The organism is Haloarcula mannanilytica (assembly GCF_005406125.1).
GTDB classification, from domain to species: Archaea; Halobacteriota; Halobacteria; order Halobacteriales; family Haloarculaceae; genus Haloarcula; species Haloarcula mannanilytica.
The window spans coordinates 1,368,071-1,392,517 of the sequence record NZ_BIXZ01000001.1 but is presented as its reverse complement, the minus strand read 5'-3'; the positions used below and the strand labels follow the sequence as shown (position 1 = coordinate 1,392,517).

Here is a 24,447-nt window from a genome sequence, read left to right as displayed (position 1 = left end):
GTGATACTTGCGACCGCCGACGCCCTCAGGTGTCTCGGGAATCTAATGAGATGTAATGACGACCGACGTTCACCAGCTTGACGACGGGGCCTGGATCTCCGTCAACGACTCGCGGGAAGTGAACGTCTCGGACCTGTGGTTGCTGGCGCGAAGCGACTTCTGTGGGTGTGAGACGACGGATTTCCTCGCCGAGGGGTTCGTGAAAGTGGGTGTGGATTACCCCGATATTCAGGCACGAATCGCCGGGCAGTGCATTTCTTGTGGCGAGAGCGGCGTTACCGACTGGCTGACGGTCGGTCGCGTCGTAGACCCCGATTCTGGCGAATTCCACGGTGTCGTCCACGAGAGCGTTCATTTCCCAGAGAAGCGAACCCGGCTCGCCAGCCCCGAAGAATAGGAAATATTCTCTTGTTTCGGGGAGTGGGGGAGACGGTTGACGGCAAGGCGTGGTGTATAAGTCTGTGTGACGTGTGCTAGGATACATTAGCTATGCCCAGTAAAGTTGAAGGATGGAAAGACGAGGTGTACGGTAACGAGATTCGGGAGCATTTGATGGAGTTCGCCGAAAAGGGCTGGGAGTCCATTCCCGAGGACGAACAGGATGCCTGGTTCGAGCGCTTCAAATGGTGGGGGCTGTACCACCAGCGCTCCGGCCAGGAGTCGTATTTCATGATGCGTATCGGGACGCCAAACGGCGTCATCAAGCCCGGACAGCTTGAAGTCATCGGCGAGGTTGCGAAAGAATACGCCTCCGGCCCCGCGCAGAACCCGGAGTTCGGCGACGCCTACTGTGACTGGACGACTCGCCAGAGCATCCAGCTCCACTGGATCAAGCTCGAGGACATCCCGGAAATCTTCGATAAGCTCGAAGCTGTCGGTCTGGGAACCCAGCAGGCCTGTGGTGACTCCTGGCGCAACATCGTCGGCTGCCCTGTCGCTGGCAAGGACAAGCACGAGCACGTCGACGCCTGGCCCGTTGCCGAGGACCTCCACGAGACGTTCAAGGGCAACGACGACTACGCGAACCTCCCGCGCAAGTGGAAGGTCGCCATCGCCGGCTGTGACGAGGGCTGTGGCCAGGGCGACATCAACGACCTCGCCTTCGAGCCGGCCGAAAAGAACGGCGAACTCGGATTCAACGTCCGCATCGGCGGCGGCCTCTCCCGCAAGGAACCGCGCCTGGCGCGTGACCTCGACGTGTGGGTCCCGCCGGAGCAGGCCGCTGACGTGGCGGGTGGCATGTCCGCGCTCTTCCGCGACCACGGCGACCGTGAGGACCGCTTCAACGCCCGCATCAAGTTCCTCATGGACGAGTGGGGGCCCGAAAAGATGCGCTCGGTCCTGCAGGAGGAGTACGTTGACTTCGAACTGGAGACCGCCGGCGAGGACATGCGCGACCAGTACAGCTACAACACCGGCTCCCAGGACGGGCACAACGACCACGTCGGGATCCACGAGCAGAAAGACGGCAATTACTACGTCGGCCTGAACGTCCTGGTCGGCCGCATGGGTGCCGACGACGTGCTCGAACTCGCGGAACTCGCCGACGAGTACGGCTCCGGTGAGGTTCGCCTGACCCAGCGCCAGAACATCATCGTCACTGACGTGCCCGAGGAGAACCTCGACGAGTTCACCAGCGAACCCCTGCTGGAGAACTACTCCCCGGACCCGTCGCCGTTCATGCGCGGCTCCATCGCCTGCACGGGCACGGAGTACTGCTCGCTCTCTATCGTCGAGACGAAGAACCGTCAAGTGCGGTACGCCCGCTGGCTCAAGGACAACGTCGAACTGCCCGAGGACCACAAGGACTTCCACATCCACCTCTCGGGCTGTACGGCCTCCTGTGCCCAGCCCCAGATCGCCGACGTGTCCCTGCGTGGCATGAAGACCCGCAAGGACGGCGAACCGGTCGAAGCGCTCGACATCGGCCTCGGCGGCGGCCTCGGTGACGACCCGCGCTTCGCCGACTGGGTGGAGATGCGCGTCCCGGCCGACGAAGTCCCCGGTGCCATCAAGAACCTCGTCAATAACTTCAAAGATGCACGCGAGGACGGCGAGACCTTCCGTGACTTCGTCGAGGACCGCGACGAGGAGACGCTGGCCGAGATGGTCGAACCCGAAGAGACGGACTACGACGACCCGTACATGCACAACACGAAGATGACGTGGTACCCCTACGCAGAGGACGACGACATGCAGTCCTCGCCCGCGCCGACCAACGGTGCCGGCGAGCCGCTGACCTCCGACGACTAAGTCGCACCTGCTTACCGCTCTTCTTTGGTTGTTCACCCGTTCTAGACCGATCTTTTTCATCTCAAAATTCACACGCGGCTGTGGCCGGGAGCGCGCTCCGTCGCGCGACCCGGGGGAAAGGCAGGCTTGCCTAAGCAGAATACACAAATTCAGGAGCTGTTGCTGTCGAGCATACCGCGAGCGAAGCGAGCGGTTTCACGCGAATCGCGGCGCGATTCGCGCTTTTTTCATCGACGTTTTTTGGCCGGGGTTGAGCGCTCGCCTACGGCGAGCGCGATGCCCCGGTGAAAAAAGGTCGTTGGTAAGCCTTATTCGCCGCACTGGCGTATCAGTAACTGGCAGCGGGAGGCCGGCTCCCGTGGCGCAAGCCATGAGGAAAGTCCCCCCACCTGTCGGACAGGTGACCGGGCGCAAGTCCGGGGCGGGAGACCGTCGGCGCTGGAACAGCAACGACACGTCGTCGCCGGACCGATGAGGTGTGCGAATCCCGAGCGAGGCGAACCGTGCCCCACCAGACGGTGCGGCACGCCGCCAAAGCGAGGGAGAGTTAACCCACCGAGGGCAGCCGCGACCCGGTGACTCCGGGGCGCGCAGTTGTGGACCACATCCGTGCTCCACACGTGGGCCGCTGATGCGCCCCACGCTTCCGGCGACGGACCGATGGAACGGCGAAACCTCACCGGTGCAAGGCCGCGTCGACAGGTAGTCCGACACTGCGCGCAAGCGCTGGACGTGGCCGCTCAGCCGAATGCTGGCCCGAACAGAAGGGGGCTTACTCCCCGCAGCCACTGTGTATCGTGAGCGACGGGTTCGATGGTTACAAGCCCGCGCCGGCCACAGGCCAGAGTATGACTGCAGCCGACCTTATCGACGCCGTTCGTGACGACCAGCAGACGGAACTCTCCCGACTGGGCTCCTCGAAGACGCTGTACGCCGACACCCGCGGCGAGATGGCACCGGAGGTAGTACTTTCCGCCGCGGCCACCCGCGAGCAGGCAGCCCACGACACGTTCGACGCCTGGAGCGATGACAGCCACGACGACGCGGCGGCGCTGTTTGCTGACGCGGCGGCCGAGACCGCCGAGCGACGCGACAGCCTCGACGCCGAGCCGGGCGACGAAACGCCGGCGATGCACGGCGTGCTCGATGACCTCAATGGAACCGTCGAGCGACTCGGCGGCTTCGTCGGCTGGACCCTCGTCGACAAGAAGGTCAAAGAGCAGTACACCGGTTTCTTCACCGGCCAGGCGGACCCCCAGACGGCGAGTACGTTCCGTAGCGCCGGGAGCGACGTGGAGACTCTGCGCGAGAAAGCCGCGGAACTGCTCGACGCCGTCTGTGAGAGCGACGACGACTGGGACGCCGCGGAGGCGGCCGCCATCGAAGTCATCGCGACGGCCTACGACGAGTACTTCGAGACGCTCGAAGACCTCGGCGTGAACCCGAAGCCGGTCTGCTAACGCGAACCACGCGGCTCAAGTCCGTCCAGCCCGACGTGTGGGTAATGAGCGACACCGGCGGACCACTCTCTATCGACCGTCCAGATGTCGACCGTCCGTTCCGCGTCGACGCCCCGTTCGAGCCCGCGGGCGACCAGCCGGAGGCCATCGAACAGCTCGCGTCGGGCTTTCGCCAGGGGCTGGACCGACAGACCCTGCTCGGCGTGACCGGCTCCGGGAAGACCAACACCGTCTCGTGGGTCGTCGAGGAAATCCAGAAGCCCACGCTCGTCATCGCCCACAACAAGACGCTCGCGGCCCAGCTGTACGAGGAGTTCCGCGAACTGTTCCCGGACAACGCCGTCGAGTACTTTGTCTCATACTACGACTACTACCAGCCCGAAGCCTACGTCGAACAGACGGACACCTTCATCGACAAAGACGCCTCCATCAACGACGAGATCGACCGGCTGCGCCACTCCGCGACGCGCTCGCTGCTCACTCGTGATGACGTAATCGTCGTCGCCTCCGTGTCGGCCATCTACGGGCTCGGTGACCCGCGCAACTACATCGATATGTCCCTCTCGCTTGAGGTGGGCCAGGAGATCGAACGGGACGACCTGCTCGGCCGGCTGGTCGACCTGAACTACGAGCGCAACGACGTGGACTTCACGCAGGGGACCTTCCGCGTGCGCGGGGACACGCTGGAGATATACCCGATGTACGGCCGCTACGCCCTGCGCGTGGAGTTCTGGGGCGACGAGATCGACCGGATGCTGAAGGTCGACCCACTGGAAGGGGAGGTCAAAAGCGAGGAGCCGGCGGCGCTGATTCACCCGGCGGAGCACTACTCGATTCCCGAACAACGGCTCCAGCGGGCCATCGACGAGATCAAAGAGCTACTCGAACAGCGCATCCGCTACTTCGAGCGCCAGGGGAACCACGTCGCGGCCCAGCGCATCGAGGAGCGGACCACCTTCGACATCGAGATGATGCAGGAGACCGGCTACTGCTCGGGCATCGAGAACTACTCGGTCCACCTCTCGGACCGCGAGACGGGCGAGGCCCCCTACACCCTGCTGGATTACTTCCCCGACGACTTCCTCACCGTTGTCGACGAGTCCCACCAGACGCTCCCCCAGATCCGCGGGCAGTTCGAGGGCGACAAGAGCCGCAAGGAGAGCCTCGTCGAGAACGGCTTCCGCCTGCCGACGGCCTTCGACAACCGCCCGCTCACTTTCGAGGAGTTCGAAGAAAAGACTGACCAGACGCTGTACGTGAGCGCGACGCCGGGCGACTACGAGCGCGAGCACAGCGACCAGGTCGTCGAGCAGATCGTCCGGCCGACTCACCTCGTCGACCCGGCCGTCGAAATCGCGTCGGCGACAGGGCAGGTCGAGGACCTGCTGGAGCGCATCGATGAACGGGTCGAGCGCGACGAGCGGGTGCTGGTGACCACGCTCACCAAGCGGATGGCCGAGGACCTCACGGAGTACCTGGAGGAGTCCGGCGTCGACGTGGCCTACATGCACGACGAGACGGACACGCTGGAACGCCACGAACTCATCCGGTCGCTCCGACTGGGCGACATCGACGTGCTGGTCGGTATCAACCTCCTCCGGGAGGGGCTGGACATTCCGGAGGTGTCGCTCGTGGCAATTCTGGACGCCGACCAGGAAGGGTTCCTGCGGTCGGAGACGACGCTGGTCCAGACGATGGGGCGGGCCGCCCGGAACGTCAACGGCGAGGTGGTGCTGTACGCCGATGAGCGCAGTAACGCCATGCAGTCGGCCATTCAGGAGACCCAGCGCCGCCGGCGCATCCAGCAGCAGTACAACGAGGAGCACGGCTTCGAGCCGACGACCATCGAGAAGGAAGTCGGCGAGACGAACCTGCCCGGGAGCAAGACCGACACCGGCGGCATCTCCAGCGACGGCGCGAGCGACGCCGACGAGGCTGCCCGCCAGATCGAGCAACTGGAAGAGCGGATGCAGGAGGCCGCGGACAACCTGGAGTTCGAACTGGCCGCGGACATCCGCGACCGCATCCGCGAACTCCGCGAGGAGTTCGACTTAGACGGCGGCGACGATGACGACGGCGTGCCGGCTCCCGGCCCGGAGTTCTGATCCGGATTCTGTTTTCTGTTCCGTGATATATTCTGTTTGAACCCCTGTCCAGCCGGCCCGCCGACCACCTTCTGTACCCGTCTCAAACGCCGTTGTAATCTCGACTTGCACTAATACAACCAAAATTGTTTTACGCGCTACTGTAGTTGTATAGCGTGATGACCCGCGTCTCGCTCCCACACGACGCGAAGGCCGGTCCCACCAAGCCGGAGGTCCGGGCCGTCCTCGCAAGCAAACTCGCTCTCACCGGGGCCGACCACTTCGCGGAGGTCGGTTCCTGTACCGGTGCCGTCACCATCACGGCGGCGCGCCGGGCCGGGCGGGTCACTGCGCTCGAACGGAAAGCCAGTCGACTCGACGTGACTCGCAAGAACCTCGCCGCCAACGACATCGACGCCGATGTCGAACTGCGCGAGGCCGAGGCTCCGGAGGGGTTGCCCGACGACGCCGACGCCCTCTTTCTCGGCGGGTCGCGCAACTACGAAGCCGTCCTCGACCACGCCGTCGAGACCGGCGTCGACCGCATCGTGATGAACGTCTCGCGCCTGGAAGTCGCCGGCGCGGCGACCGAAGCGTTCCGCGAGCGCGACATCTTGGAGGAAGTCGTCCAGTTCCAGGTGAGCCACGGCTACGAACTCGCCGGCGCGACGAGCTTCAATTCGGAGAATCCGGTGTACATGCTCGTCGGCAGCGCCAGCGAGGACGTTGCCGCCGACGGCGGAACGCCGGTCGAGTCACAGGGGGACGGCCGATGACGCTCTACGGTATCGGCCTTGGTCCCGGACAGCCTGACCTCGTGACGGTGCGGGGCAAGCGTGCCCTCGAATCCGCTGACGTGGTGTACTCGCCGGGCCGGCTCTCGCGGTCCGTTGCGACCGAACACGTTCCCGAGGAGCGTATCGGCGACCTCGATTTCCCGATGACCCGCGACGAGGAGAAACTGCGCGCGGCGTGGAAGGAGGCCGCCGCCGAAATCGCGCCGACTGCCCGCGACGGCGACGCCGCGTTCGTCACGCTGGGGGACCCGAACGTCTACTCGACGTTTGGCCACCTCCGACGGACGCTGGCTGCGTTCCACCCCGAGGTCGACCTCGAAGTGGTGCCCGGCGTCAGCGCTATGTCGGCCTTTGCGACGGCGCTGGGCGTCGAAATTACCGCGGGGTCGAGCCTCGCGCTCCGGGAGGCCGACCGCGGCGCGTCGCCGACCGGTCCCGACCGGATGATTCTGTTCAAGGTGACCGACGCGCCGGCCACCCACGAGGGACTTGTCGAGGCCGGGTACGACGTGGTGTACGGCCGCCGGCTGTTCATGGAACAGGGCGAGACAGTTGTCACGGACGACCCGAGCGAGATCGACGAGCGAGACTACTACACGCTGGCCTACGCCGAGAAGCCCGAGACACGCGTCGAGCAGGCGACTGACGCCTTCCTCGAAGCGGCCGACGAGAGCGGCGTCGTGACTGACGGTGGCGAGCAGTCCATCGGTAACCTCGCCAGACAGGAGCGTTCTGAAGCCGTCCTCTGTGGCGACGAGGTGAACCATGACTGAGGAAACCGGCGAGACGGACCCACAGACCGCCATCGACTCCGTTGCCGGGAACCGAGACGACCGTGTTTACGAGTACAGCGCTGGCGACGAGCAGGAGGGCATCCCCTTCGTCGGGGCCGGTCCGGGCAATCCCCGACTGCTGACCGTCGCCGGCCGCGAACTGCTGGCCGACGCCGACCTCGTGGTCCACGCCGGCTCGCTCGTCAACAGCGAACTGCTGGCGGAATACTGCGAGGACGCCGAGACGGTGTCCTCCATCGGCAAGGACCTAGAGGAGCTGATTCCGCTGATGCGGGACGCCTACGAGGCCGGTGACACTGTTGTCCGACTTCACAGCGGCGACCCCGCCATCTACGGGGCCGCGTTGGAGCAGATGGATGCCCTGGAACACGAGGGCGTGCCGACCTACATCGTCCCCGGCGTCACCTCCGCGTTCGCCGCCAGTGCGACGATGCGAACCCAACTGACGCTGAATGAGGTCGCCAACCACGTCGCCTTCACCCGCCCGCAGGGCAAGACCCTCGACGAAGACGAGGACCACATCTCGGAGTTCGTCGGCATGGGTGACGTGACGACCTGCATCTATCTCGGGACCCACGCCGTGAGCGAGACAATGGATCGCCTGCTCGAAGACGGGCACGACCCTGAAACGCCCGTGGCGGCCATCTACCACGCGTCCTGGCCAGACGAGGACGTTATCGAGGGGACGATTGCGACCATCGGCGAGAAGTTGGCGGACGCCGGCTACCGCGCGTCCGCGATGGTCGTCATCGGGGACGCCGTCGGCGGCGAGGACTACGAGCGCTCCTTCCTCTACGGTGACTGGGCCAACCGCGGGAGCGACGCGGACTCTCAGGAGGCTGACGACTGATGAGCACTGACACAGACAACGAATCCAGTTCGAACAGTTGCAAAGCGCCCGACTCCGACGGCGAGGTGGCCGAGAACATCGCTATCGTCGCCTTCGAGCGGAAGATGGACACCGCCGAAGAAATCGTCGACGGCATCGGCGACCGCTACGAGTCCATCGATATCCTCGAATACCACGGCGACGTGTTCGAGGAGTACTGGGGCGAATACGACTGCTTCATCGGCCTGATGGCCAGCGGTATTGCGATGCGAAAGACCGCCCACTTGCTCGACGACAAGTGGGACGACCCCGCCATCTGTGTCGTCGACGAGGAACTCACGTGGGCCATCCCAATCACCGGCGGCCACCACGGCGCGAACCAGGTCGCTGACGACCTCGCGTCGATGGGCGCGGTGCCGGCGATGACCACCGCCTCGGAGGCCGCGGACAAGCAGGGCGTCGAGAAGCAGGCCAAGGCGCTTGACGCCCACGTCGTCAACGGCGACTCGACGGTCGCGACGAACCTCGCCGTGCTCGACGACGAACTCGGCCCCATCGAGCGCCTCGACGGGCCGAAGGCCGTGCTGGTCGACGACGACGTGACCGTCCTCAAACGCAACAAAGACGACGGTGTCGTACTGGGCTGTGGCAGTGTCGCGGGCGCGGATGTCGAACAGTTCCACGAAGCGTGGCAGCAAGCGCTTGACGAGGCCGACCTCGGCCGCGACGACGTGGAGTTCATCGCGACGGGCACCCGGAAAGCCGACGAGGAGGGACTGCTCGAAGCCGCCCAGCAGTGGGGGCTCGGCGTCGTCGCCTTCGAGAAAGAGACCTTAGAGGAGTTCGAGGGGCCGACCCCCTCGCGGTCGAAGGAACTCATCGGCTGGCCGGGCATCGCCGAGGCGTCAGCCATCGCTGCCGGCAGCGAGCACGACCTGCTGGCCGAGAAGACCCGATACGACGAGGCCGTGACGGTGGCGATCGGCAAATGAGCGGGACCGAGGACGTGGCCGCGTCGGCGACGGCGGCGACCCAGCCGGACGACTACGGCACGCTGTACGTAGTCGGTATCGGGCCGGGGCTGCCCCACGACATGACCCAGCGGGCGAAAGATGTCATTCAGACCGCCGACTGCATCATCGCCTCGAACCTCTATCAGGAGTTCCTCAGGAAAGACGGGACGCTGCCGCCCCAGTCCGCCGAACTCGACGGAGAAACCGACGACGGCGAAATCGCCGACGAGGAGGGGGCGGTGCTGGAACGGCCCGACGGCAGCCAGCAGACCCTCATCCGGTCGTCGATGGGCAAGCAGGTCGAACTCGCACGCGAGGCCTTCGAGCGCGTCCGGGCCGGCGAGGACATCGCCCACGTCTCCGGCGGCGACCCGAACGTCTACGGGAAATCTGACCTGCTGTTTACGATGGCCGACGCCGACGACGCCGACGACGTTCCCATCGAAATCGTCCCCGGCGTGACCGCTGCGCTATCCGGCGCGGCGAATCTCGGCGCGCCGCTGTCGAACGATTTCTGTACGATTTCGCTGTCGGACAAGTGGCGCGGCTGGGAGGAAATCGAGGAGAAACTTCGCGCCGCGGCCATCTCGGGCTTCGTCGTCGTCCTCTACAACTGCTGGCGCGACTACGAGCGGGCGGTCGACGTGCTCCGCGAGGAACGAGCGGACGACGTGCCCGCCGCTATCGTCAACGATTCCGGCCGCGGCGAGGCCGGGCGCAACCTCGACGACGAGACGGAAACCATCACCACCCTCGGTGAACTGACCGACCACGACGACAAAGTCGGCGGCATGGGCTCGTCCATCGTCGTCGGCACCCACGAGACCGAAGTCTGGCAAAACGACTACCAGGAGTTCCTCGTCACCCCGCGCGGCGGGCGTGACGTTGACGATTTCTAACAATGAGCACTGACAACACTACTGACGCAAGTACCGAGACGGAATCGAAGTGCGGGGCGAGCGAGGCGGAAAGCCCCTCGGAGACTGCGAGCGATGCAGCGACCTCCAAATGCGGTGCGAGTTCGGCGAGTTCGTCGGCGGAAACGACGCCGGACGCGGGCGACGACACGACTTCCAAGTGCGGGGCGTCGTCCTCCTCCGATTCGTCGTCGAGCGGTAGCTCCTGTGGCGCGTCCGCCTCCAGCGACTCGGAGGAAGAGGAGGAAGTCGGTGCGACCGTCGACGACTTCGACGCCGAACCGGGCCAGCTCATCGCCGTCGGGCTCGGCCCCGGCCAGCCGGAGGGCATGACCGCCCGCGCCCGCTCCGCACTGCTCGACGCCGAGCACATCGTCGGCTACACAACCTACGTCGAACTCCTGCCCGACGAAGTAACTGAACAGGCCGAGGACATCTACAACACGCCGATGTGCGGCGAGGTCTCCCGAACGGAGGAGGCAATCGACCGCGCGCTGGCGGGCAACGACGTGGCTATCATCGGCAGCGGCGACCCGAACGTGTACGCGCTGGCCGGCCTCGCGCTGGAGATAATCGAATCGAAGGGCGCGACGGCGACGATGCTCGATTTCGACGTGGTGCCCGGCGTCCCGGCGGCCCAGTCCTGTGCGGCCCGGGTCGGCGCGCCGCTGGTCAACGACACCGTCTCCATCTCGCTGTCGGACCACCTCACCGATATGCCGACCATCGAGTCGCGGCTCCACGCCGCCGCCAAGGAGGGATTCACTATCACCATCTACAACCCATGGAGCCGCAAGCGCCGGGACAACTACGAGAAGTGCTGTGAGATTCTGCTGGAACACCGCGACCCGGAGACGCCGGTGGGCGTCGTCCACGCTGCCGGCCGCGAGGACGAACAGGTCGAAATCGTCGAACTCGGGGAACTCCCCGAACTGGGCGAAACTGACCTCGTGGACATGACCACGACGCTGCTCGTAGGCAACGAGGACACCTACGTCTGGGACGACCGGATGGTGACCCCGCGGGGCTACGAGACCAAGTACGACTACTAATGTACCGAATCACCATCGACCGCGACGCCTGCGACGGCGTGTTCGCCTGCCTCGTCCGGGACGACCGCTTCGTCGAGGACGATGAGGGGCTGGCGGCCATCGAGACGGACGACCAGACGGCAATCGCGGCCACCTTCGACGACGACCGCCGGAACGACGCCGAGCAGGCCGCCGCGGCCTGTCCGCTGGATGCGATTCAGGTCGAAACCGTCGAGGAGGACGTGGGAGCCGTCGATGCGCCGGTGACTGACACCGAGGAGGTACAGCCATGAGCGTGGAAACGGGCGCACCGAAAGACATGCTCGCGGCCCACCCGGAGACAGCGTATTTCTGGGGTCGGGTCGCCGGCGACGGCGAGTGCGAGGACGGCTGTGTCACGGTCCGGACCAACGACGAGACGGCAGCCCGGCGGCTCGCGTCAATCGCCGGCGCGGAGCGGGCCGACCGGCGAATCGTCGAGCGGGCCTACGCCCACGACACTTCGATTACACGCAAAGAAGAGGAGTTTACGGTGCAGGTCGTCGGCGGGCTCGCGGACCGGGCCAGCGCGGCGCTTGGCCTGCCGTTCGACGGTGATTCCGGCGGCTACCGCTTCGACGCGCTGGCCGACTACGACCGCCAGCTCCTCCGGGGCCTGCTCGAAGGCTGTGGCACCGTCTGTTTCAAGTCCGACGACAACGCGGTCGGTATCTCTTTCGTCCACAGCGATGAACGCCTGCTCCGGACGGTGCAGACGCTGCTGGACCGCTGTCCGGTCGACGCGCCCTATGACGACCTCTCGGAGACCTCGTCGGGCTACTGGTTCGGTGTCGAGGACGACGCGGCACCTGCTCTCGGCGACTGGCTGTACGAGGGCAGTGAGGGGACGGGGCTGTTCGCGCCGAGCCGGCGGCGCAAGCTCCGCAAAAGCATCGAACGAGCCCGATGAGCGAAGCCATCACCGCCCCCGACACGCTGGACGACGAAGCGGTGTTGCTGGTCGGCCACGGCTCCCGGCGCGAGAAGTCCAACGAGCAGGTCCGCGACCTCGCGGTCGAACTGGAGGGGCGGCTCGGCATCCCGGTCGACGCCGCTTTCCTCGAACTCGCGGAGCCGGCCATCGACGAGGCCATCGCCGGGCTGGCCGGGGCAGTCTCGGAAGTGTCGGTCGTCCACCTCTCGCTGTTTGCCGCCAGCCACGTCAAAAACGACGTGCCACTGGCCGTCGAGCAGGCCCGCGAGGCCCACCCCGAACTGACCATCAACAACGGCGCTCACCTGGGCGTCCACCCGGCGCTGCTCGATCTGCTTGACGACCGCGCGGCCGCTGTCGAGGCCGAACTGGGCGTCGACCGCGAGGAGGACGAGGTGGCTGCCGTCGTCTGTGCCCGCGGGTCCAGCGACCCGGACGCCAACGCTGACGTGCACAAACTCGCCCGGCTGCTGTACGAGGGACGGGAGTTCTCGCGAGTCGAGGCCTCCTTCATCGGCGTCACCGAGCCGCTCCTTTCCGATACACTGCACGACATCGCCAAGACCCGCCCCGACGCGGTCGTCGTCATCCCGTACATGCTCGGCGACGGCGTGCTGACCGGCCGCATCAAGGACGGCGCGCGCGAGTTCGACGAGGAGTACCCCTACGTCGACGCCGCGCCCGGCGAACCGCTCGGGACCGACACCCGCCTGCTCGACGTGCTCGGCGACCGCTGGCAGGAGGCGCGAACGGGGAGCGTCGAGATGTCCTGTGACACCTGCAAGTACAAGGTCGAACTCGACGGCTACGAGGAGGATCAGGGCGGCGCTCGCGCAATGCTTCGGGCGCTGACCCACCAGGCCGAACACGCCGACCGCGAGGACGTGGACGACGACCCCCACGTCCACGACGCCCCCGAGAAGCACGTCGCCGTCTGCACCAACCAGACCTGCGCGCAGGACGGTGCGCCCGCGGTCCTTGAACGACTGCGCCAGGCCGCCCGTGACAGCGACCAGTGCGACGCTCGCATCACGCGCTCGTCGTGTCTCGGTCGCTGTGGCGAGGGGCCGATGGTCGCCGTCTACCCTGACGGCGTCTGGTACGGCGGCGTCGAGGACGAGGACGCCGCCGACATCGTCTCCTCGCACCTGGACCGCGACCGCATCGTGAGCGAACTCGTCGACCAGACCCTTTGAGGTCACCCACCACTATTCAACACATACCATGAGCTGCTACGAAATCGAGGCCCTTCGACTGGGTCTCATGAACGTTCTCGGTACCGAAGACGACCACGCCCGCCAGCACGCCGAACAGGAGCTGGAGGGCCACATGAGCGGCCCGATTGAGGCCCTTGCCGGCGCGGAGACGCTGGCCGCCATCGAGCGCCACCTCGACGCCGCACTCGTCGACCTCGAAGAGGAGATCGCCGCGACCGACGAGGACGACCCCGAGTACGACTACCTCCGTGGCCGACTCGTGGCGGTCCGCGACGCCGAGCGGGCGGTGTCGCGCATCACAACCCAGGGCGAGGACGTACTCGACGGGCTGGGCGAAGCCCACGATGTCCTCCACGAGGCGTTCCCGGTCGATGAGTAGCCAGCGCGCGCCGACCGCGGACCTCGGGGACGTGACCTCGGCTCGCTCGCGTCATCAGGGACGGCGCTCGGCGGTCACGCTGACCGACGGGCTGGCAGTTGTTGGGACCGCTGACGGGGACCTTCGGGCGTTCGACGTATCGACGGACGCCGGCCCGCCACGGCCGCGCTGGCAGTACGACACAGACGGCGAACCGAGCGTCGTCGCCGCAGTTCCGTTCGACGGTGGTGTCGTCGTCGGCGAACGTAGCGCCCGCGGTGAGATTCGGTGTCACGACGCCGACGGGGACCTGCGCTGGCGCTATGAGACCAGGACGGACCTGGGTGAGGCCCAGCAGGACACCAGATTCCTGCTGCCGTTCGTTGCGTCCCTCGCAACCGATGGCGACCGGCTCTACGCCGCCGCCCGGCGGTACGAGCGTCGGACTGCCGACGACGGCTCCGACCAGCGCCACTTCGAGAGTGTCATTTATGCTTTCGGAGCCGATGGGACCGTCGACTGGACCTACCGGACGGACGGCTCGCCGATTTCGCTGTCCGCCCGGGACGGTCGCCTCGCCGTCGCGTACAACCGCTGTCCCGGTGACCACCAGCACGGGTTGGTCGTCCTCGACGCCGACGAGGGAGACCCGCGCTGGATGTGGGACCCCGGCACCGACGGCCAACGCCGCGTCGGTGACGTGACGCTGCTGGAGACCGGCGCTGTCGTCACCAGCCACGGCGACTACTGCGGCTACCGGCTCGACAGCGGCGGGCGGGAGCGCTGGTGCGTCCCGCTGGCGACGCCGACCGACATAGACGGCGACACCGTTTACGCGTACCCGAACCACGTCCACGCGACGGCCGAGGGCGCGGTCTTTGTCACCGGTAACACCTACCCCGAGGAGGGCCGTGAGACCGACGCTCGGCATCCGCACGAACACACCGCTATCGGCGTCTCGCCCGACGGCGACCGCCGCTGGGACGCGCCCGTCGGCGGCTTCGCTAGCGGCCTCGGCACTGACGGCTCTCTGCTGGCTGTTCCCGGTGCACAGAACTTTCGGGACCGCGACGCCGATGACCACGCGCTACGACTGTTCGACATCGCAGACGGTCCAATCGATACGCTGGACACCGACGGCGTTGTGACTGCGGCCGCAGTCGAAAACGGGACCGCTGTTGCTGTCGAGGAGCCCGTCGTCTACCACGACGAAGGCTACGAGCGTGGGGCCTATCGGCTACATCGGGCCGGTATGGAAAGTGAAACCGCCCAGTCGCGTCGGTGACCTGTTCTGCAGTAATTTGTGCCGGTACCGATCCGTGCTGAGAATTCTTCGCCTGGAGTAATACCCTCGGTTTGGCTCCGATTACTGTGTTATGTACTGTCAAACTAACCGTTCGCTACCCGTAGTGCCACGCTACGGGAGCCGATTATGGCCAATGACACAGACGCGGAGCACGAGGATGCACAGCAGGACGCTGACGCTGGGGCTGACGACGCCACTGGCGATGACCACCCGACCGAGCGCGAGCGGGAGTTCGCCCAGATGCAGCGCCGGCTCAACGAGCGGGAGATGGGCCTCGACCAGCGGGGTGCGGAACTCGACCGGCGCGAGGAGAACCTCGATGCCCGCGAGGAGGAACTCGACCGACGAGAGACAGAACTGGACGAGCGGGAGTACCAACTGGACGAACGCGAGGCTGCACTCGACGACCGTGAAACCACCCTCGACGAGCGCGAGGCCGAGCTGACGGAGTACGATGCTCGGCTCTCCGAGCGTGCCACGGAACTCGACGAGCACGAGGAGACGCTGAACACCTACCTCTCCGGACAGATGGAAGACGTTGAGGAGTCAGTTACTGAGACGATGTACGACGCGCTGGATCGGTACGAGACGGACCAGTCGGGCGGTCGGTTCGGCCCGACCGGCACGATGCTCGTCGGGCTGACCGGCGTGGCGCTCGTTGTCGCCGGGATCGGGTTCGGCGCGCTGGCATCGGCCGGGACGGTGTCGGTCGGCGCTGGCGGCACGACGGCGAACCTCGCTATCGCCGCGGTCGTCGCCATCGTCGGTCTGGCGCTGAATCTCGGAACGGTCGCTGGAAAAATCTGAGCCGCGTTGTCAGTCGGCTGTGGTCGGGTAGTCCAAGTCGTCTGTCGCGCGCGCCTCGCTGTCGCCGAGCCACGCGTGCACTCCTGCGATTGTGGTCCACAACAGTAGTTGGCCGAACACGACCGTCCAGCGGTAGGCCGCGACGAGTGCGGCGGGTACGTCGCCATGGACCGGGTTTGCAGGTGCGAGTGCGACCGGAACCGCGAGCAGCACGAGCGGAAGCGCCGTCGCACCGAGTCGGACCGCCGTGTGCCGTCCCTCGGCTCGTCGGTACGCGAGCCCGGCGAGTACGGCGACCAGTGCACCAAGCGCCATCAGCCCGGCGTACCAGGCCATCCGTGTTTCCGTTCCGAGCGCCTGCTCGACGCCCGGCGGCTGGGGCGGCAGGACGAGCCACGGCGCGCCCGAGACGGTGAGGAAGCCGGCTCCCGCGAGCGCGAGCCGTTTCGTCGCCCCGGAGCCGGGGATCGCCGGTTCGAGGAAGAAGTACGCCATCCCGAAGACCGCGACGCCAAACAGCAGCCCCCAGAGGACGCCGCCGCCGACGCTTGCGACAGTCGTCGTGAGTTCGGAGACCACGGGGCCGCCCCCGCCGTGGCTGTGTTCGAACGTCTCCAGCCCGGCGGTGAAGGCGTTGCCGACCGTGGCGACGAACAGCCCGTAGACCAGCCCGCCCGCCACCCCGGCCAGTGCGCCGCGTTCGAGGTAGTCAGTCGCCATCAGTGGCAGGTAATCCCGGCACTGTGCCGGAAGTTGTGCAGCGAGTCATGCAGCATCGGGTCCTGCACGAACAACAGGGTGAAGCCGAGGGCCGCCACCAGCGCAACGGCGATGGCTATCTGTGGGCCGGTCAGCGACGCTCTGGCCCGTTCGATGCGATCGTACACGCTGTCCGTGGCGCGTGCGGTATCAGTGTCGTCCTGCATTGAAATCTCACTTGTCTTAAGAACAAGTAAGATTGTAAAACTTCCGCCTCACACTATCGCTCGTCCGCCACTGCGTCGACGCGTTCGGCGGTCAGCGCGTCCAGCGGGACGACCGACGCGTCCGTTTCGTCTGCAACGAGGTCGAGTAATCCGGCGCGGTTGCCCTCGCCCGCGTCCACGACGACGGTCCGGTCGGCCGCCTCGCCAAGCGTTCGGGCCGCGCGTCTGGTCGACTCGACCGGGCTCCCGTCGGCGGTGTTCGCCCGTCCGTCGGTCACGATGACGACGACGCCGGCGTCCGGATCGGCCCGCCCCAGCACCTCGCGGGCGGCGGTCAGTCCGTCCGGCAGGGGCGTCCGGTCGCCCGTCGGGAGGTCCTTGAGGTGGCGGGCGGCCAGTGAGACGCTGTCGGTCGGCGGCAGGACCACGTCCGCGCCCTCGCCGGCGAAGGTGACGAAGGCGACCTCATCGCGTGCCTGATAGGCGTCTTTCAGCAGCTCCAGCACGGTGCCCTTGGCAGCCTTCATTGCGGGGCGCATCGACGCGCTCGCGTCGACGGCGAACACCACCAGCGTCTCCGCGTCGCCCGCCCGGACGGATTTCCGGAGGTCACGGGACTCGACGCGGCCGCTTCCGCGACTGGCCGCCGCGCGGACCGACGCCGCGGCGTCGACCTCGTCGTCGCGGCCAGCGCGTTCGGTTCGGACCGTCGCACCACGCTTCGTCCCCGTCGCGCTCGCGCGCCCGCTCGCTGTGCCGCCGTCCGTGTCGACCGCAGGTGTTTCCACGTCGGGCGCGCCGCTGTCGCCGACCGCCGCGCGGGACTGGCCCGGCAACAGCGGGGTGGCGTTCTCCGGGTCGTCGGACTGGTCGGGTTCGCCCTCCGTATCGTCGCCGCTGTCCTCTCCCTCACCGTCGCTGGCCTCGGCCTCCTGTCGCTCCCCGCCACTGTCGGCTGAGGCGGGCGTCGGCTGTTCGCCGCGCTCACCCGACTCGTCGTCGCTGTCCTCGTTGGACTGCTCCCCGTCGCCCGGCCGCTGTTCTTGCTGTTCGCTCCCGTCTCCACCGTCGTCAGAATCGGCTCCCTCGTCGGCCGACTCGCCGCCTGCCTCGTCCTCACTGTCCGCGTCACTTTCTTCGCCATCACTCACTCCGTCCTCTGTGGCTTCCTCCTCGGCGTCCCCTTCATCGTCCTCGAAGTGGTCGTCGAGCACGTCATCCACGTCCGGCGCGTCCTCGAACGGCCGGGAGGTGAGTCGATGGGGGAGCGCGAACTCGGCGGCCCGCTCGATGTCCGATTCGAGCACTGTCGTCCGTCCGTCGAGCGCAGCGAAGGTCCGGGCAGCCCGCGCCGTGGCGATGTCGCCGCGGTGGCCGTCAAGGCCGGCATCTCGACAGAGTTCGGCGATCTGCTCGCGGAACTCGCGGGCGAGGTCGACCTCCGGGAGCAGTTCGCGGGCGGTCCGCAGTCGTTCGCCCGGGTTGCTGTTGCCCGCGTCGTCCGCCGCCGTCTCGTCGCCGTCCTCCCCGAGCGCCTGGTCGATGATGGCGACCCTGTCGTTGAGATCCTCGCAGGCTGACACCTCAGTCTGGAGCGCGAAGCGGTCCCGGAGCTGGGGCCGCAGGTCGCCCTCCTCGGGGTTCATCGTCCCGACGAGCGTGAACTCGGCGGGGTGGGTGACGGTGACGCCGTCGCGCTCGACCCTATTCTGGCCGCTGGCGGCGGCGTCGAGCAACACGTCCACGAGGTGGTCATCGAGCAGGTTCACCTCGTCCACGTAGAGAATGCCGCGGTTCGCGCGGGCGAGCAGCCCGGGGTCGAACTCGTGGTCGCCGTCGAGGGCGTCAGCGACAGACAGCGTGCCGACGACGCGGTCCCGGGTTGCGCCGAGGGGGAGCGTGACGAGCGGAACGGACCGGGTTTCGACCGGCGGGTCCGAGCGCGTCCGGCAGTCCTCGCACTGCTCGTCAGGGCGGTTGGGCGGACAGCCATACGGGCAGTCCGCGACCGCCCGCTGCTCCGGCAGCAGGTCGGCGAGTGCGCGCACGGCCGTCGATTTCGCCGTTCCCTTCTCGCCGCGGACCAGCAGGCCGTCCAGGTCGTCGTCCGTCGCGACCGCGAGCAGGCCGTCCTTGAGGTCCCGCTGGCCCACCACGGCCGCGAACGAGGCCCCCTGCGAAGCTTTTTTGCCCGCGCCGAATACAACCATACTTGTATTAGTGCAAACGGAGATTTAATAACGTTATGCCACAGCTAGGACTCTACACCGCGACGGAGAACGAACTCGGGGCCGTCCAGCGGGCCGCGGGCGAGGTCGATGCCGACCTCGTCGTGCGCTCGGAGAGCGACCTCGACGACGAGCCAGCGGTCGAGGCGTTCGTCGACGAACTGACCGACGCCGACGCCGTCGTCCTCTGGCTCCACGGGGCCGAGGACAGCATGCCCGGCTACGAGATGGCCGTCGAGCGCCTGCGCGAGGCGGGCGTCCCGCTCGTGGTGAAAGCGACGGGCGACGCCTTCGCCTTCGAGGACACGTCGGTCCCCGACGAGCACCGCGAGACCGTCTACGAGTACTTGGAGAAAGGCGGCGCGAAAAACGTCGCCAACTGCGCCCGCTACCTCGTCGCGCAGTACGGCGACGCCAACCCCTCGTACGACGACCCGGTGACGCTCCCGACGGAGGGGGTGTACCATCCCGACCACCCGGGCGCGAACATTGAGGACCTCCGGGCGACGTTCGACCCCGCGAAGCCGACCGTCGCCGTGTGGTTCTACGAGTCCCACTGGACCCACGAGAACACCCGCTACGTCGACGCGCAGGTCCGGGCCATCGAGGCCCAGGGCGCGAACGCGCTCCCGATATTCTGTGAGCCGGCGACCGACGCCGACGGCCAGTGGAACGCCGAGCAGGTCACCGAGGAGTGGCTGCTGGACGACGCAGGGAATCCGTTGGTCGACGCCGTCTGCTCGTCGTTCATGTTCTCGCTGTCGATGGACGAGCGCGGCCGCAGCGCCGACGACGAGGGACAGAGCGCCGAGGACGTGTTCTTGGACAAACTCGGCGTCCCCGTCATCCAGACGGTGACGACGATGCGCTCGCGCTCCCGGTACGACGCCAGCGACACGGGCGTGATGGGCTTTGAACTCGCGCTCTCGGTCGCGCTCCCGGAGTTCGACGGCAACGTCATCACCCACCCCATCTCGGGCAAGGAGCGAACCGAGGACGCCGCCGACATCGGGAGCGCGCCGAAACAGCACTTCCCCATCGAGGACCGCGTCGACCACGTTGCGCGCCTGGCAGTCAACTGGGCCGAACTGCGCCACACGCCCAACGACGAGAAGAACGTGGCCGTCGTCCTGCACAATTATCCGCCCAGCGACGACGGTATCGGGACCGCTTTCGGGCTGGACTCGCCTGAGAGCACGGTGAATCTGCTGGAGGAACTGGACGCCCGCGGCTATGACCTCGGAAACACGATGCCCGACAGCGGCCAGTCGCTGGTCGAGCGACTCACTGCCCAGCTAACCCTCGATGACCGCTGGGTCGCGCCGGAGGACGTGCGCGAGATGAGTGTCGACACCGTCTCGCCGGACCAGTACGGCGAATGGTTCGAGGCGCTCGACGCCGACTTCCGCGAGAACGTCGTCGAGGAGTGGGGCGACCCGCCCGAGCGTCCGTTCGCGATCCCCGGCGTGGAGTTCGGGAACGTCCTCGTGACGGTCCAGCCCCCGCGTGGCTTCGGCATGGACCCCTCGAAGGTGTACCACGACTCGGACCTCCAGCCGCCACACGACTACGTCGCGTTCTATCGCTGGCTCCGCAACAGCTACGAAACCGACGCCGTTGTCCACCTCGGGACCCACGGCAGTCTGGAGTGGCTGCCGGGCAAAACGGTCGGACTCGACAGCGAAAGCGCGCCCGACCAGCTCATCGACGACATCCCGAACGTCTACCCCTACATCGTCAACAACCCCGGCGAAGGAACGCAGGCGAAACGGCGCTCCTACGCCGCCATCGTCGACTACCTGACGCCGGTGATGGCAAACGCGGGGACCTACGACGACCTCGCCGACCTGGAGGAACTGGCCGACCGCTACCGCGAGGCCGGCATGGAGGACGCCCGGGCCGACGACGGCGAGCACCTCGCAGAGCAGATTCGAGAAGTCGTCGACGAACTCGACCTCGCGGTGGAACTCGGCATCGCCGGCGACATCTCCGAGAAAGCCGACGTGCGCGGTCCCGACGAAGTCGGGTCGACGCTCGCCGAGGGCGAGGTGGAGGGGGACCGCGAGGCGCGTAGCGCCTCGGAAAGCACGAGCGGGGAGCAAAGCGACCCGCGAGCGGAACTCGACATCGACGAACTCGTCGAGCGCGTCCACGAGTACCTGACCGACGTGAAGACGACCCAGATTCGCAAGGGCCTGCACACGATGGGCGAACCGCCGGCCGACGACCGACTGGTCGACTACCTGGTCGCGCTCACGCGGCTGGAGAACCCCGGCGCGCCGTCGTTGCGCGAGAGCGTCGCGGGCGTGCTGGGCGTCGACTACGACAAGCTTCGTAACGCCCCCGGCGAGTACGACGAGGCCCTGGGGATGACCTACGCCGAGGCCGCCGACCGCGTCCATGAGACCAGCAAAGACCTCGTGCGGACGCTGGCCGAACACGACTTCGACGTGCCCGAGAGCGAACTCGAAGACAACACCTCGGAGGTGAACATGAACCTCCTCGTTGTCGACATCGACCCGCTCGGAGACGCCCGCGTGCGGTCGGGCGCGCATGACGACCTCCGCGAGGCGTTGGCCTACATCTGCGAGGAAGCGGCCCCGCGGGTGGCCGGCGCGGCCGACGAGATACCGCGGACTGCCGACGCGCTGGCGGGCGAGTACGTCCCGCCCGGCGGCTCCGGCGCGCCGACCCGCGGCGGCGTCGACCTGCTCCCCACGGCCCGGAACTTCTACACGCTGGACCCGCGGAAGGTCCCGGCCAAGACGGCCTGGGACGTGGGCAGCGAGGTCGCCGCCGGCGTGGTCGACCGCCACGAGAGCGACGAGGGCGAGTACCCCGAGGAGATCGGTGTCGTCGTCTGGGGCACCCCGACGGTTCGGACCCGCGGCGAGACCATCGCGCAGGTGCTCGCGCTGATGGGCGTCGAACCGGTCTGGTCCGACGCCGGCCGCGTCGAGGACGTGGAACCGATTCCCCTGGCGGAACTCGGCCGCCCGCGCATCGACGTGACGACGCGCGTCTCCGGGCTGTTCCGTGACGCCTTCCCCGCGGCCGCGGGCGTCGTCCACGACGCCGTCGACGCGGTCGTCGACCTCGACGAACCCCACGAGATGAACTACGTGAAGAAACACGTCGAGGAGGAGACCGACGACCTCGTGGCTGATGGCATGGACGAGGGCGACGCCGAGAGCGCCGCAAAACACCGCGTGTTCACGACCCGCCCCGGCGGCTACGGGGCTGGCACGAACAAGGCCGTCGACGAGGGCAACTGGGACGACCGCTCGGACCTCGCCGACGTGTACGTCCAGTGGGGCGGCTACGCGATGGGGTCCCGTGGCCGCGTCAACGAGGCCCACGAGTCCTTCGAGCGCCGCCTCTCCTCCGTCGATGCCACCGTCAAAATCGAGGACACCGCCGAGCAAGACGAGTTCGACTCCTCGGACTGGTACGCCTTCCACGGCGGCTTCATCTCCGCCGTGACGGAGATCGCCGGCGAGGAACCGAACTCCTACGTCGGGGACTCCTCGGACCCCGATAACGTCGATGTCTACACCAACGAGGAGAAGGTCCGGAAGGCGATGCGTGCCCGCGTCCTGAACCCCTCGTGGCTCGATTCCATGGAGGAACACGGCTATAAGGGCGCGGGCGACCTCTCGACGACGGTCGATGTGGTGCTGGGCTGGGACGCCACCACCGACGTGGTCAGCGACACGCTCTGGGAGGACGTGGCCGAGCGCTACGCCTTCGACGCGGACCGACAGGACTGGCTCCGGGACGTGAACCCCTGGGCGCTCGACTCCATTACCGACACGCTGCTGGAAGCCATCGACCGCGGGCTCTGGGACGCTGACGACGAGACGCGAGACAAGCTTAGAGACCTGAACCTGGAAGTCGACGGGGACCTAGAGGCCCGCGCCAGCGCTGGCTCTGGCGGCGATTCCACAGAGGTGACCTCAGATGACGACTAACACAAATGACGCGACAGACGGTGACGCGAACGGCGAGGACGACTTCGAGGAGTACGCCGACCTCGGCGCGACCACATCGAACGCGATGGACATTGCCGAAACGTCGATGGACCGCGTGCGCGAACTCGTGCCTGACGAGACGTTGGCCGACCGGATTCGCCAGAAGTCCGTTCACGCGACCGGCGACCCCGAGTTCCAGTACCTGATGCGGTTTACCGGGGCGGACGAGGACGAGCCGGTCCGCGCGGGAGCCCGCGCCGTCCTCGATGAGCAGCCAATCGTCACCGACATCACGATGGTCAAATCGGGCATCACCGGCCGCGGCCACGACTGCCCCGTCCAGAAGGCAATCGGCAACGGTGCCGAACTGGCCGCCGAGACGGGGATGACTCGCACGGCCGCGTCGGTTCTGGAACTCGACAAGCAGGGCGTCTACGACGGGGCGATTGCGGTGGTCGGGAACGCGCCGACGGCGGCGCTCGCGCTGGCTGACTGCATCGAGGACGGGACGCGCCCGTCGGTCGTCGTCGCCACGCCGGTCGGTTTCGTCAAGGCCGCCGAGAGCCGACAGCGGCTCCGGGAGGTCGCTGCCGAATACGGCGTGCCGGCGATTACAAACGTCGGCCGCCGCGGCGGGAGCGGGCTGGCTGCTGGACTGACGAATGAACTGGTGCACGTTGCGTCGGACGTGCGCGAGGGGACAGTCTCACTCGATGAGTAGCGACGACTACGACCTCGATTCGGGGCCGGACCCGGCAGCTATCGCGGCGAGCGCGCCCGAAGACCCCGACGCCGACCGACCGGTCCACGCCGTCGGCATCGGTCCGGGGAACCTCGATTTCTTGACGCCGCGGGGCGAGCAGGCAATCCGCGAGGCCGACGTAGTCGTTGGCTTTGAGACGGTTGTCGGGTTCGTCGCCGACCGGACCGACGCGGACCTGCTGACCTGTGGCTACCGGGACGAACTCGACACGCTGGAGACCTTCGCCGAGCGCGTGGCGGATGGCGAGTGCGGGACCGCTGTCCTGATGGGCGACCCGAACCACTCGGGCTATCAGTTCGTCGGGAAGGTCCAGCGCGCCGTCGACCGCCCGGTCCGCGTCGTCCCGGGCATCTCGTCGCTGCAGATTGCCGCCAGCCGCGCCCGGACGCCGATGGAGGACACGACGTTCGTGACGCTGCACAAGAGCGGCGATCTCTCGGCCGATCTCGACCGGCTCCGGAGCGACGTGGGTGAGCGGCACCTGCTTGTGTTGCCGCGGCCGTTCGATCTGATGCCCGAAGACATCGCGGCCGAACTGGTGGATGCCGGCGGCGACCCCGACCTCCCGGCGCTGGTGTACGAGCGGCTCACCCACGACGACGAGGAACGGACGGCGACGACGCTCGGCGACCTTGCACAAGATGCCGGCGGTGACGGTCGTGATGACACGCGGTTTTCGGACCTGTCGGTGTTCGTCGTACGGCGGGAGTAGCGCTGACC

22 protein-coding genes and 1 other RNA gene are annotated in these 24,447 nt (G+C 67.1%); 20 read left to right on the top strand and 3 right to left on the bottom strand.

The features are described 5' to 3' along the window. Positions 1–55 precede the first annotated feature (55 nt). The 17 genes from Harman_RS07100 (at position 56) to Harman_RS07020 (ending at position 15,839) form a co-directional block, all read left to right on the top strand. The gene (locus Harman_RS07100; RefSeq protein WP_137683091.1) at positions 56–397 is read left to right on the top strand and encodes a hypothetical protein; all 342 of its coding nucleotides are present in this window, start codon (positions 56–58) and stop codon (positions 395–397) included. A 92-nt stretch (positions 398–489) separates the two neighbouring features. Beyond that, complete coding sequence (locus Harman_RS07095) at positions 490–2,253, top strand: nitrite/sulfite reductase (RefSeq protein WP_137683090.1); 1,764 nt, start codon at positions 490–492, stop codon at positions 2,251–2,253. A 337-nt stretch (positions 2,254–2,590) separates the two neighbouring features. After that, an RNA gene (rnpB, locus tag Harman_RS07090) (RNase P RNA component) lies at positions 2,591–3,040 on the top strand. A gap of 61 nt (positions 3,041–3,101) precedes the next feature. Then, a complete protein-coding gene (locus Harman_RS07085) occupies positions 3,102–3,713 on the top strand; it encodes a rubrerythrin family protein (RefSeq protein WP_137683089.1) in 612 nt (203 codons plus the stop codon). 44 nt (positions 3,714–3,757) lie between these two features. After that, a complete protein-coding gene (gene uvrB, locus Harman_RS07080; protein WP_137683088.1) occupies positions 3,758–5,818 on the top strand; it encodes an excinuclease ABC subunit UvrB in 2,061 nt (686 codons plus the stop codon). 158 nt (positions 5,819–5,976) lie between these two features. Further along, positions 5,977–6,573, top strand: coding sequence for a precorrin-6Y C5,15-methyltransferase (decarboxylating) subunit CbiT (gene cbiT / locus Harman_RS07075; RefSeq protein WP_137683087.1), 597 nt, complete (start codon positions 5,977–5,979; stop codon positions 6,571–6,573). Beyond that, entirely contained in the window at positions 6,570–7,367 is a 798-nt protein-coding gene (locus Harman_RS07070; protein ID WP_137683086.1) for a cobalt-factor II C(20)-methyltransferase, read from the top strand. The genes cbiT and Harman_RS07070 overlap by 4 nt, the downstream gene beginning before the upstream one ends. Beyond that, the gene (locus Harman_RS07065) at positions 7,360–8,238 is read left to right on the top strand and encodes a cobalt-precorrin-4/precorrin-4 C(11)-methyltransferase (RefSeq protein ID WP_137683085.1); all 879 of its coding nucleotides are present in this window, start codon (positions 7,360–7,362) and stop codon (positions 8,236–8,238) included. Before Harman_RS07070 ends, Harman_RS07065 begins: the two co-directional genes overlap by 8 nt. Continuing rightward, complete coding sequence (gene cbiG / locus Harman_RS07060; RefSeq protein WP_137683084.1) at positions 8,238–9,209, top strand: cobalt-precorrin 5A hydrolase; 972 nt, start codon at positions 8,238–8,240, stop codon at positions 9,207–9,209. The genes Harman_RS07065 and cbiG overlap by 1 nt, the downstream gene beginning before the upstream one ends. After that, the gene (locus Harman_RS07055; RefSeq protein ID WP_137683083.1) at positions 9,206–10,129 is read left to right on the top strand and encodes a precorrin-3B C(17)-methyltransferase; all 924 of its coding nucleotides are present in this window, start codon (positions 9,206–9,208) and stop codon (positions 10,127–10,129) included. Before cbiG ends, Harman_RS07055 begins: the two co-directional genes overlap by 4 nt. A 2-nt stretch (positions 10,130–10,131) precedes the next feature. Further along, on the top strand, positions 10,132–11,199 hold the full coding sequence (cobJ, locus tag Harman_RS07050; protein ID WP_137683082.1) for a precorrin-3B C(17)-methyltransferase: 1,068 nt from the start codon (positions 10,132–10,134) through the stop codon (positions 11,197–11,199). Then, the gene (locus Harman_RS07045) at positions 11,199–11,471 is read left to right on the top strand and encodes a ferredoxin (protein ID WP_137683081.1); all 273 of its coding nucleotides are present in this window, start codon (positions 11,199–11,201) and stop codon (positions 11,469–11,471) included. Before cobJ ends, Harman_RS07045 begins: the two co-directional genes overlap by 1 nt. Further along, positions 11,468–12,127 carry a cobalamin biosynthesis protein gene (locus Harman_RS07040; protein ID WP_137683080.1) on the top strand — a complete coding sequence of 220 codons (660 nt, stop codon included), beginning with the start codon at positions 11,468–11,470 and terminating at the stop codon, positions 12,125–12,127. Before Harman_RS07045 ends, Harman_RS07040 begins: the two co-directional genes overlap by 4 nt. Beyond that, a complete protein-coding gene (locus Harman_RS07035) occupies positions 12,124–13,347 on the top strand; it encodes a CbiX/SirB N-terminal domain-containing protein (protein WP_137683079.1) in 1,224 nt (407 codons plus the stop codon). The genes Harman_RS07040 and Harman_RS07035 overlap by 4 nt, the downstream gene beginning before the upstream one ends. Before the next feature lie 28 nt (positions 13,348–13,375). After that, positions 13,376–13,747 carry a DUF3209 family protein gene (locus Harman_RS07030; RefSeq protein ID WP_137683078.1) on the top strand — a complete coding sequence of 124 codons (372 nt, stop codon included), beginning with the start codon at positions 13,376–13,378 and terminating at the stop codon, positions 13,745–13,747. After that, entirely contained in the window at positions 13,740–15,011 is a 1,272-nt protein-coding gene (locus tag Harman_RS07025; RefSeq protein WP_137683077.1) for an outer membrane protein assembly factor BamB family protein, read from the top strand. Before Harman_RS07030 ends, Harman_RS07025 begins: the two co-directional genes overlap by 8 nt. A 147-nt stretch (positions 15,012–15,158) precedes the next feature. Further along, positions 15,159–15,839, top strand: a complete 681-nt coding sequence (locus Harman_RS07020; RefSeq protein WP_137683076.1) for a DUF3552 domain-containing protein — start codon at positions 15,159–15,161, stop codon at positions 15,837–15,839. Between the two features lie 9 nt (positions 15,840–15,848). On the opposite strand, the gene Harman_RS07015 is transcribed toward Harman_RS07020, so the two are convergent. From Harman_RS07015 to Harman_RS07005, 3 genes are read right to left on the bottom strand one after another with little or no spacing between them, the layout of a single operon-like run. After that, the gene (locus tag Harman_RS07015) at positions 15,849–16,559 is read right to left on the bottom strand and encodes a CbtA family protein (protein WP_137683075.1); all 711 of its coding nucleotides are present in this window, start codon (positions 16,557–16,559) and stop codon (positions 15,849–15,851) included. Beyond that, complete coding sequence (locus Harman_RS07010) at positions 16,559–16,765, bottom strand: CbtB domain-containing protein (protein ID WP_004594116.1); 207 nt, start codon at positions 16,763–16,765, stop codon at positions 16,559–16,561. The genes Harman_RS07015 and Harman_RS07010 overlap by 1 nt, the downstream gene beginning before the upstream one ends. 53 nt (positions 16,766–16,818) lie before the next feature. Next, positions 16,819–18,975 (bottom strand): VWA domain-containing protein, encoded by a 2,157-nt coding sequence (locus tag Harman_RS07005; protein ID WP_137683074.1) that lies wholly within the window; start codon positions 18,973–18,975, stop codon positions 16,819–16,821. Between the two features lie 35 nt (positions 18,976–19,010). Between Harman_RS07005 and Harman_RS07000 the strand changes: the two genes are divergently transcribed. From Harman_RS07000 to Harman_RS06990, 3 genes are read left to right on the top strand one after another with little or no spacing between them, the layout of a single operon-like run. Further along, entirely contained in the window at positions 19,011–22,964 is a 3,954-nt protein-coding gene (locus Harman_RS07000) for a cobaltochelatase subunit CobN (protein ID WP_137683073.1), read from the top strand. Further along, a complete protein-coding gene (locus Harman_RS06995) occupies positions 22,954–23,685 on the top strand; it encodes a precorrin-8X methylmutase (RefSeq protein WP_137683072.1) in 732 nt (243 codons plus the stop codon). Before Harman_RS07000 ends, Harman_RS06995 begins: the two co-directional genes overlap by 11 nt. After that, positions 23,678–24,439 (top strand): cobalt-precorrin-7 (C(5))-methyltransferase, encoded by a 762-nt coding sequence (locus tag Harman_RS06990; protein WP_137683071.1) that lies wholly within the window; start codon positions 23,678–23,680, stop codon positions 24,437–24,439. The genes Harman_RS06995 and Harman_RS06990 overlap by 8 nt, the downstream gene beginning before the upstream one ends. The last annotated feature ends 8 nt before the right edge of the window (positions 24,440–24,447 follow it).

Excerpts from the sequence above, each read along its gene's own strand:
- Harman_RS07100 (WP_137683091.1), top strand. The coding sequence starts at position 56 with ATGACGACCGACGTTCACCAGCTTGACGACGGGGCCTGGATCTCCGTC.
- Harman_RS07095 (WP_137683090.1), top strand. The coding sequence starts at position 490 with ATGCCCAGTAAAGTTGAAGGATGGAAAGACGAGGTGTACGGTAACGAG.
- Harman_RS07085 (WP_137683089.1), top strand. The coding sequence starts at position 3,102 with ATGACTGCAGCCGACCTTATCGACGCCGTTCGTGACGACCAGCAGACG.
- uvrB (WP_137683088.1), top strand. The coding sequence starts at position 3,758 with ATGAGCGACACCGGCGGACCACTCTCTATCGACCGTCCAGATGTCGAC.
- cbiT (WP_137683087.1), top strand. The coding sequence starts at position 5,977 with ATGACCCGCGTCTCGCTCCCACACGACGCGAAGGCCGGTCCCACCAAG.
- Harman_RS07070 (WP_137683086.1), top strand. The coding sequence starts at position 6,570 with ATGACGCTCTACGGTATCGGCCTTGGTCCCGGACAGCCTGACCTCGTG.
- Harman_RS07065 (WP_137683085.1), top strand. The coding sequence starts at position 7,360 with ATGACTGAGGAAACCGGCGAGACGGACCCACAGACCGCCATCGACTCC.
- cbiG (WP_137683084.1), top strand. The coding sequence starts at position 8,238 with ATGAGCACTGACACAGACAACGAATCCAGTTCGAACAGTTGCAAAGCG.
- Harman_RS07055 (WP_137683083.1), top strand. The coding sequence starts at position 9,206 with ATGAGCGGGACCGAGGACGTGGCCGCGTCGGCGACGGCGGCGACCCAG.
- cobJ (WP_137683082.1), top strand. The coding sequence starts at position 10,132 with ATGAGCACTGACAACACTACTGACGCAAGTACCGAGACGGAATCGAAG.
- Harman_RS07045 (WP_137683081.1), top strand. The coding sequence starts at position 11,199 with ATGTACCGAATCACCATCGACCGCGACGCCTGCGACGGCGTGTTCGCC.
- Harman_RS07040 (WP_137683080.1), top strand. The coding sequence starts at position 11,468 with ATGAGCGTGGAAACGGGCGCACCGAAAGACATGCTCGCGGCCCACCCG.
- Harman_RS07035 (WP_137683079.1), top strand. The coding sequence starts at position 12,124 with ATGAGCGAAGCCATCACCGCCCCCGACACGCTGGACGACGAAGCGGTG.
- Harman_RS07030 (WP_137683078.1), top strand. The coding sequence starts at position 13,376 with ATGAGCTGCTACGAAATCGAGGCCCTTCGACTGGGTCTCATGAACGTT.
- Harman_RS07025 (WP_137683077.1), top strand. The coding sequence starts at position 13,740 with ATGAGTAGCCAGCGCGCGCCGACCGCGGACCTCGGGGACGTGACCTCG.
- Harman_RS07020 (WP_137683076.1), top strand. The coding sequence starts at position 15,159 with ATGGCCAATGACACAGACGCGGAGCACGAGGATGCACAGCAGGACGCT.
- Harman_RS07015 (WP_137683075.1), bottom strand. The coding sequence starts at position 16,559 with ATGGCGACTGACTACCTCGAACGCGGCGCACTGGCCGGGGTGGCGGGC.
- Harman_RS07010 (WP_004594116.1), bottom strand. The coding sequence starts at position 16,765 with ATGCAGGACGACACTGATACCGCACGCGCCACGGACAGCGTGTACGAT.
- Harman_RS07005 (WP_137683074.1), bottom strand. The coding sequence starts at position 18,975 with ATGGTTGTATTCGGCGCGGGCAAAAAAGCTTCGCAGGGGGCCTCGTTC.
- Harman_RS07000 (WP_137683073.1), top strand. The coding sequence starts at position 19,011 with ATGCCACAGCTAGGACTCTACACCGCGACGGAGAACGAACTCGGGGCC.
- Harman_RS06995 (WP_137683072.1), top strand. The coding sequence starts at position 22,954 with ATGACGACTAACACAAATGACGCGACAGACGGTGACGCGAACGGCGAG.
- Harman_RS06990 (WP_137683071.1), top strand. The coding sequence starts at position 23,678 with ATGAGTAGCGACGACTACGACCTCGATTCGGGGCCGGACCCGGCAGCT.